Raw genomic sequence first — 7,068 nt, 5'->3', positions numbered from 1 at the left:
AGCCATATATCTGCTCCGTAAAAAAGAACGCGCCAGTAGGGGTTAAGGTTTCCATCCGGCCCTCCTGAAAAGGATGCCGCAGGACACTGGCAGGCCCTGCGCGGCCGGATGAAGACCGCTTGTAAAAGGTGCGCTTACTTGGCGCGCGAGGTGATGATGGCGTCAGCCACGTTCTTCGGGGCTTCCGAGTAGTGCTTGAACTCCATCGTGTAGGTCGCGCGGCCCTGCGACATCGAACGCAGCGTGGTCGAGTAGCCGAACATTTCCGACAGCGGCACTTCGGCCTTGATGACCTTGCCACCGCCGACCATGTCGTCCATGCCCTGGACCATGCCGCGACGGCTGGACAGATCGCCCATCACGTTGCCGGCGTAGTCTTCCGGGGTCTCGACTTCCACGGCCATCATGGGCTCAAGAATGACGGGGCTGGCCTTGCGGCAGCCGTCCTTGAAGCCAATGGACGCAGCCATCTTGAACGCGTTTTCGTTCGAGTCCACGTCGTGGTAGGAGCCGAAGGTCAGCGTGACCTTCACGTCCACCACCGGGAAACCGGCCAGCACGCCATTGGGCAGCGTGTCGATCAGGCCCTTTTCCACGGCGGGGATGAACTCGCGCGGCACCACGCCACCCTTGATGGCGTCAACGAACTCGAAGCCCTTGCCCGGCTCCATCGGCTCGATCTTGAGCACGACGTGACCGTACTGGCCCTTACCGCCCGACTGGCGCACGAACTTGCCTTCGACGTCTTCCACCGTCTTGCGGATGGTTTCGCGGTAGGCCACCTGCGGCTTGCCGACGTTGGCTTCCACGCCGAATTCGCGCTTCATGCGGTCGACAATAATTTCCAGATGCAGCTCGCCCATACCGGCGATCAGGGTCTGGCCCGATTCCTCGTCGGTCTTGACGCGGAAAGAAGGATCTTCCGCAGCCAGACGCTGCAGCGCAACGCCCATTTTTTCCTGGTCGGCCTTGGTCTTGGGCTCGACAGCCTGGGTGATCACCGGCTCGGGGAAGACCATGCGTTCCAGCGTCACGATGGCGTTGGGGTCGCACAGGGTTTCGCCCGTGGTGACTTCCTTCAGGCCCACGCAGGCAGCGATGTCACCGGCGCGGATCTCATCCACTTCCTGGCGCTCGTTGGCGTGCATCTGCACGATACGGCCGATACGCTCTTTCTTGCCCTTGACCGGGTTGTAGACCGAGTCGCCCTTGCTCAGCACGCCCGAGTAGACGCGCACAAAGGTCAGCTGGCCCACGAAGGGATCGGTCATCAGCTTGAACGCCAGCGCGGAGAACTTCTCGCCGTCGTCGGCCTTGCGGCTGGTTTCGACCTCATCGTCGTCCGTACCCGTCACAGGCGGGATGTCGATCGGGGAAGGCATCAGCTCGATCACGGCGTCCAGCATGCGCTGCACACCCTTGTTCTTGAACGCAGTACCGCACAGCATGGGCTGGATCTCGCCCGCGATGGTGCGCGTACGAAGGCCCAGGGTGATCTCTTCTTCGGTCAGATCGCCCTCTTCGAGGTACTTGTTCATCAGCTCTTCGCTGGCCTCGGCGGCAGCCTCGACCATGCTCTCGCGCCACTTTTTGGCGTCAGCCAGCAGCTCGGCGGGGATCTCTTCGAAGTTGAACTTCATGCCCTGGGATTCTTCGTCCCAGATGATCGCTTTCATCTTGCGCAGGTCGACCACGCCGCGGAAGTTTTCTTCAGCGCCGATGGGGATGACGATGGGCACGGGGTTGGCCTTGAGGCGCAGCTTCATCTGGTCGTAGACCTTGAAGAAGTTGGCACCGGTGCGGTCCATCTTGTTGACGAAGGCCAGACGCGGCACGCGATACTTGTTGGCCTGACGCCAGACGGTTTCCGACTGCGGCTGCACGCCGCCCACGGCGCAGTACACCATGCAGGCGCCGTCCAGGACGCGCATGGAACGCTCCACCTCGATGGTGAAGTCCACGTGTCCGGGGGTGTCGATGATGTTGATGCGGTGTTCTGGGAAGGAGAGGTCCATGCCCTTCCAGAAACAGGTCGTTGCAGCGGACGTGATCGTGATGCCACGTTCCTGCTCCTGCTCCATCCAGTCCATGGTGGCTGCGCCGTCGTGCACCTCACCGATCTTGTGGTTCACACCGGTATAGAACAGGATGCGCTCGGTGGTGGTGGTTTTGCCAGCGTCGATGTGCGCGGAAATACCGATGTTGCGGTAACGCTCGATGGGGGTCTTGCGAGCCATGACTCTCTCCAGATACAGAAATAGACCGCGCACGCCGCACCTGGCGGCGCTGCGGTCATGAGGGTGGGATCAGAAGCGGAAGTGCGAGAAAGCGCGGTTGGCTTCGGCCATGCGGTGAACTTCGTCGCGCTTTTTCATGGCGCCGCCACGGCCTTCGCAGGCGTCCAGCAGCTCGCCAGCCAGACGCTGGGCCATGGATTTCTCGCTGCGCTTGCGCGAGGCTTCTTTCAGCCAGCGCATGCCCAGGGCCACGCGGCGGACGGGGCGCACTTCAACGGGCACCTGGTAGTTGGCGCCACCCACACGGCGGGATTTCACCTCGACCAGGGGCTTCACATTGTTCAAAGCGGTGGTGAACACTTCCAGCGGCTCTTTGCCAGCTTTCTTCTCAACCAACTCCAGCGCACCGTAAATGATGCGTTCAGCAACCGCTTTTTTGCCCGATTCCATGATGACGTTCATGAACTTGGACAGTTCGACCGAATTGAATTTCGGATCGGGGAGGATGTCCCGTTTGGGGACTTCGCGACGACGTGGCATTGTCTTTCCTTGACTTCAGTGGGCCGCTTTGGATGATCCTGGCAGCCGCGGTGAGCGCAAACCCATATGGGGCGCCACACCACTTACTCGGTGACCTGAAGGGCACCGGATGATGGGGATGGATTGCGTGAGCAACCCGGGGAGCCCGAAAATCAGGCCTTCTTGGGACGCTTGGCGCCGTACTTGGAGCGCGACTGCTTGCGGTCTTTCACGCCCTGCAGGTCGAGCGAACCGCGCACGATGTGGTAACGGACGCCAGGCAGATCCTTCACACGGCCGCCACGGACCAGAACCACGCTGTGTTCCTGGAGGTTGTGGCCTTCGCCGCCGATGTAGGAAATGACCTCGAAGCCGTTGGTCAGGCGCACTTTGGCGACCTTACGCAGCGCCGAGTTCGGCTTTTTCGGGGTCGTGGTGTACACGCGGGTGCACACGCCACGACGCTGGGGGCAGTTCTCCATGGCAGGAGACTTGCTTTTCACCACCTCGACCTTACGGCCTTGGCGGACAAGCTGATTGATGGTTGGCATAACTTGCTGTTGGAGTTGAGGGCCAGCACGCCGGCCCCACGTTGACACAGCCCGGCAGCAGCAAAACGAAAAGCACCGATGCCTGGTCCCAGGCCGCCAGATGGCCACCTGAAGCAAGGTCCTCGATGCACGTTTGCTCCTGCTGCGAGCGCTTTTGCTGAGAAGAAAGCCCCCCATTATAGGCATGGCCCGGCCTGCCGACAAGGGTTTACCATGGCGTCTGCATCCAGGACTTCACGCCCTGATGCTTCCTGTCGTTTTTTCGCGGGCTTTGCGCCTGACTTCGTGCTCACATGACGCATGACCGATCCTGATCTCCAGCCGGTGGCGGTCCACCGCCTTGTTGTCGATACCAATGTGCTGCTGGACTGGCTGGTTTTCGGCCACCCGGACAGCGCCCGCTGGCTGGACGCGGTGCGCGCGGGCCGTCTGCTGTGGTGCGTCAGCCCGGCGGTGCTGGCCGAATATGCCCACATGACCGATCCTGCGCGGTGGGCCGATCGCAGTTCAGACACTGGCGAAACACTGGACAGCCTGTCCGCGCTGATCCAGCCGCATCCCGACCCCAGTCCACCCCTGATTCGCCCGCGCTGCAGCGACCGCGACGACCAGATGTTCGTCGATCTGGCTCTGGCTCTGGCGCCCGCCCTGCTGCTCACGCGCGACCGCGCGCTGCTCAAGCTGCGGCGCAAGCTGGCTGGACTGGGCGTGACGGTGGCAGAGCCGCAGATCAGCCCGGTGCCGGCCCCTGAAGGCGCGCCTTGGTCAGGGCCCGGGACAGCGCCGACGGATTCGCATACCCCGCCGTGCGGGCCGCTTCCTTGAGCCCTTTGCCCTGATCGACGGCGCGCTGCGCAATGGCCAGCCTCAAGGCGGACAGGTATCTGCCCGGCGTGCGTTTCATCACCTCGCGGAACGTGGTGGCAAATGCGGTGCGCGACATGCCGGCCTCGTGCGCCAGACGCTCCAGATCCCACCCCCATGACGGGCGCTGGTGGATCGCCACCAGCGCCCGGGCGATCCGGGCATCGGCCAGCCCGCGGAACAGGCCCCGCTCCTGCCCACCCGGCCGGGCCACCAGGTGACGCAATACACCGATGAAGAGAATGTCGCCTGCGCGGCCAAGCAGGGCCGGCTGACCGCAGCGCGGCACATCCAGCTCGGCTTCGATCAGGGCAAGCGCCAGGCGCAGCGCGGGCTCGTCGTCCGACAGGGCGAGAATGCGCGCCTGCGCAAACTCCTCAAGAAAGAGGGTGGCCACCGGGCCGGTCAGTCCGACCTGCGCACAGATCAGCGGGTCCGGATCGGCCCCAGCGTGCCGGGTCAGCACGTGAGGCTGGTCCGACCGGAGGGCCACGAGGGCCGGCGGCTCGATGCGCTGGCGCCGGCCCCGGGTGTCCAGCCAGACCGCGCCCCGCGTCACGGGATACAGCCACAGAGATGCTGCCTCACCCGGCAGCGGATTGCCCGCATCCAGCCGGCTGTGCGTGGACATGAAGAGCGTCACCCGGGGGCTCAGCCCTTCCATGAGAGCGGACAGGCGATCGAGTCTGGTTTCTGTCATTTCGTACGAATTGCAATTGTTTTTGAATTTTTGATTGCCTGAAGTACAGCACACTGCCTCTCGCAGTGTCAAGCCACTGCCGTTTATCCCAGCAGGAGTTTTTATGAGCCAAGCCATCGCATTGATCCCCCGCCAGCCCGTCCCGGCGCTGAGCGTCCCCCTGACCACCGGCGCACAGTTCGTTCTGGGCGCCCCGGCGGCCGACACTTTCGATCTCGTGGTGTTTTACAGAGGGCTGCACTGCCCGCTGTGCGTCAAATACCTGACAGAACTCGAAGCCCTGATCCCGGAGTTCAGCCAGCGGGGCCTGCAGGTGGTGGCCATCAGCAGCGACAGCGCTGAGCGCGCCCAGGCCATGGCAGAAAAGATCAAGGCCAAAAACCTGCGCATCGGCTATGGGCTCGACCTGGCCAAGGCCCGCCAGTGGGGTCTGTTCATCAGCACCTCACGGGGCAAGACGTCCAGCGGCCTCGAAGAGCCCGCCCTGTTCAGCGAGCCCGGGGTTTTTATCGTCCGACCGGACGGCACCCTGTATTACGGCGCGACCCAGACCATGCCGTTTGCCCGCCCCTCGTTTCGCGAACTGCTCGGCGCCCTGGACTTCGCCATCACCAATGACTATCCGGCGCGGGGCGAGTACACCGGCGCGGTATAACGCCACTGCAGATTTCTGCACCGCATAAAAAAACCGCCCAGAAATCTTCCGGGCGGTTTTCAGTGCGTTCTGGCGGAAAGGGAGGGATTCGAACCCTCGATACAGTGAAACTGTATACCGGATTTCGAGTCCGGCGCATTCGACCACTCTGCCACCTTTCCTGCAAGGGTCAAGCACCAGATTATACAGGATCGCCGGGCGCTGCGATGCGCTCCACGCCGCCCAGCCACGGGCGCAGTGCAGCGGGGATGGCGATGCTGCCGTCGGCCTGCTGGTGGTTCTCCAGCAGCGCCACCAGCGTGCGGCCCACGGCTAGGCCAGAGCCGTTCAGGGTGTGGACGAACTCGTTTTTGCCCTGCGCAGTTTTGTAGCGCGCCTGCATGCGCCGGGCCTGGAAGGCACCCATGTTCGAGCAGGAACTGATCTCGCGGTAGGTGTTCTGCGCGGGCACCCACACCTCCAGATCGTGCGTGCGCACCGCGCCAAATCCCATGTCGCCCGCGCACAGCACCATGACGCGGTAGGGCAGCTCCAGCGCCTGCAGCACGGCCTCGGCGTGCGCGGTCATCGCGTCCAGCGCGGCCATGCTGTGCTCGGGCGCGACGATCTGCACCATTTCCACCTTGTCGAACTGGTGCTGTCGGATCAGGCCACGCGTGTCGCGCCCGGCGCTGCCCGCTTCGCTGCGAAAGCAGGGGCTGTGTGCGGTGAACATCAAAGGCAGCTCGGCCGCATCCAGAATCTGGCCACGTACCGCATTCGTCAGGGTGATTTCGGAGGTGCTGATCAGATACTGCTCGGCCTGCTGCTCATCGCCACCCCGGCTGACCCAGAACATGTCGTCGCGGAACTTGGGCAGCTGGCCCGTGCCCTCCAGCACCTCGCGGTTGACGATGTAGGGCGTGTAACACTCGGTGTAGCCGTGCTTTTGCGTGTGCATATCCAGCATGAACTGCGCCAGCGCGCGGTGCAGGCGCGCCACCGGCCCGCGCAGGAAAGTGAAGCGCGACCCGGACAGGCGCGCGCCCAGCTCGAAATCCAGGCCCAGCGGCTCGCCCAGCGCCACGTGGTCGCGCACGGGGAAATCAAAAGCACGCGGGCCCTGGCCGTCCGGGTTCCAGCGGCGCAGTTCGGCGTTGCCATGCTCGTCGGTGCCATCGGGCACGCTGGGGTCGGGCAGATTGGGCAGGTGCATCAGCAGGCTGTGCAGCTCGGCCTGCAGCGCGTCCAGCCGCTCGGTGCACTGGCGCATGCCGTCGCCGATCTCGCCGACCTGAGCCATCAGCGCGTCGGTGTTTTCCTTTTTGGCCTTGAGCTGGCCGATCTGTTTCGAGAGGCTGTTGCGTTGTGCCTGCAGCGATTCGGTCTGCGTCTGCAGCGTCTTGCGCTCGGCCTCCAGCGCCTGGTAGCGCGGCACGTCCAGGAAAGTCTGCGCCGGGGTGCGGCGGTTCAGGGCGGCAACGACGGTATCGAGGTCGCGGCGCAGCAGGTTGATGTCCAGCATGGGTCGTCCGTTCAGGTCAGGTCGGAAAATTCGGCGGG

The 7,068-nt window shown here is 63.7% G+C and carries 7 protein-coding genes and 1 tRNA gene; 2 read left to right on the top strand and 6 right to left on the bottom strand.

From position 1 onward, the window contains the following. Positions 1 to 134: 134 nt before the first annotated feature. The 3 genes from fusA to rpsL form a co-directional block, all read right to left on the bottom strand. A complete protein-coding gene (fusA, locus tag RV045_RS07735) occupies positions 135 to 2,237 on the bottom strand; it encodes an elongation factor G (protein WP_423235204.1) in 2,103 nt (700 codons plus the stop codon). Between the two features lie 69 nt (positions 2,238 to 2,306). After that, positions 2,307 to 2,777 carry a 30S ribosomal protein S7 gene (rpsG, locus tag RV045_RS07730; protein WP_423235203.1) on the bottom strand — a complete coding sequence of 157 codons (471 nt, stop codon included), beginning with the start codon at positions 2,775 to 2,777 and terminating at the stop codon, positions 2,307 to 2,309. A 152-nt stretch (positions 2,778 to 2,929) separates the two neighbouring features. Continuing rightward, positions 2,930 to 3,307, bottom strand: coding sequence for a 30S ribosomal protein S12 (gene rpsL / locus RV045_RS07725; protein ID WP_423235202.1), 378 nt, complete (start codon positions 3,305 to 3,307; stop codon positions 2,930 to 2,932). Positions 3,308 to 3,607: 300 nt separating this feature from the next. Between rpsL and RV045_RS07720 the strand changes: the two genes are divergently transcribed. After that, the gene (locus tag RV045_RS07720) at positions 3,608 to 4,132 is read left to right on the top strand and encodes a putative toxin-antitoxin system toxin component, PIN family (RefSeq protein WP_423235201.1); all 525 of its coding nucleotides are present in this window, start codon (positions 3,608 to 3,610) and stop codon (positions 4,130 to 4,132) included. Here the strand turns inward: RV045_RS07720 and RV045_RS07715 are convergent. Continuing rightward, a complete protein-coding gene (locus RV045_RS07715) occupies positions 4,038 to 4,943 on the bottom strand; it encodes a cupin domain-containing protein (protein WP_423235200.1) in 906 nt (301 codons plus the stop codon). The two genes, RV045_RS07720 and RV045_RS07715, sit on opposite strands and share 95 nt — an antisense overlap. Before the next feature lie 31 nt (positions 4,944 to 4,974). Between RV045_RS07715 and RV045_RS07710 the strand changes: the two genes are divergently transcribed. After that, entirely contained in the window at positions 4,975 to 5,526 is a 552-nt protein-coding gene (locus RV045_RS07710) for a peroxiredoxin-like family protein (RefSeq protein WP_423235199.1), read from the top strand. Positions 5,527 to 5,596: 70 nt separating this feature from the next. Here the strand turns inward: RV045_RS07710 and RV045_RS07705 are convergent. Together RV045_RS07705 and serS are read right to left on the bottom strand one after the other, a co-directional pair. After that, a tRNA-Ser gene (locus tag RV045_RS07705) sits at positions 5,597 to 5,687 on the bottom strand. A 20-nt stretch (positions 5,688 to 5,707) separates the two neighbouring features. After that, complete coding sequence (gene serS / locus RV045_RS07700; RefSeq protein WP_423235198.1) at positions 5,708 to 7,030, bottom strand: serine--tRNA ligase; 1,323 nt, start codon at positions 7,028 to 7,030, stop codon at positions 5,708 to 5,710. Positions 7,031 to 7,068: the final 38 nt, after the last annotated feature.

Origin of the sequence: Amphibiibacter pelophylacis, from assembly GCF_037688875.1 — a bacterium.
Taxonomy (GTDB): domain Bacteria; phylum Pseudomonadota; class Gammaproteobacteria; order Burkholderiales; family Burkholderiaceae_C; genus Amphibiibacter; species Amphibiibacter pelophylacis.
Note: the sequence above shows the minus strand (reverse complement) of the source record. Positions and strands in the feature narration are given on the sequence as shown.